This window comes from Paracoccus sp. UBA5162 (genome assembly GCF_002413585.1).
Lineage (GTDB): Bacteria > Pseudomonadota > Alphaproteobacteria > Rhodobacterales > Rhodobacteraceae > Paracoccus.
In genome coordinates this window covers 5,789-6,514 of record NZ_DHXG01000078.1, presented here as the reverse complement: position 1 = coordinate 6,514, position 726 = coordinate 5,789, and the positions used below count along the sequence as shown (strand labels likewise).

General features: G+C 64.0%; 1 protein-coding gene and 1 pseudogene. Both read right to left on the bottom strand.

What is annotated here, in order from left to right:
• A partial coding sequence (locus tag B4A72_RS16185) for a biotin/lipoyl-containing protein (RefSeq protein WP_414692501.1) occupies nt 1-152 on the bottom strand: 152 nt, incomplete at its 3' end.
• Between the two features lie 4 nt (nt 153-156).
• A pseudogene (gene sucA / locus B4A72_RS12745) lies at nt 157-726 on the bottom strand (2-oxoglutarate dehydrogenase E1 component); the annotation flags it as partial.

The following is a 726-nucleotide window of genomic DNA, read 5'->3' as shown; positions in this document are numbered from 1 at the left end:
GGGCTGGGCACCTCGACCGTGACCTTGTCGGTTTCCAGCTCGCACAGCATTTCATCGACCGCCACGGTATCGCCGGCCTTCTTGAACCATGTCGCGATGGTCGCCTCGGTGACGGATTCGCCCAAAGCGGGCACGCGGACTTCGGTACTCATCGGATCATCCTTCGATATTCAGGGCTTCGTTGACCAGGGCTTGCTGCTCGGCCTTGTGGCGCGAGGCGAGGCCCGTGGCGGGCGAGGCCGCCGCGTTGCGCCCGACATAGCGCGCCCGGCCATGTTTCGCGCCCAGCCGTTCCAGCACCCATTCGATATAGGGTTCGACAAAGGTCCATCCCCCCTGGTTCTTGGGTTCCTCCTGACACCAGATCACCTCGGCCGACTTGAAGCGGCCCAGTTCGGCAACCATGGCCTGCGCCGGGAACGGGTAGAATTGTTCCAGCCGCATCAGGTAGACATCGGTGACGCCGGCCTCGTCGCGGGCCTTCAGCAGGTCGTAATAGACCTTGCCCGAACACAGCACGACGCGCTTGATCTTGCCGTCCTGGACCAGTTTGGTGTCGGAATTGCCGCGCTGCGCATCGTCCCACAGCACCCGGTGGAAGGTGGAGCCGGACTGGAATTCCTCGGCGCGGCTGACCGCCAGCGGATGCCGCAGCAGCGATTTCGGGGTCATGATGACCAGCGGCTTGCGGAAGCCGCGATGCATCTGGCGGCGCAGGATGTGGAA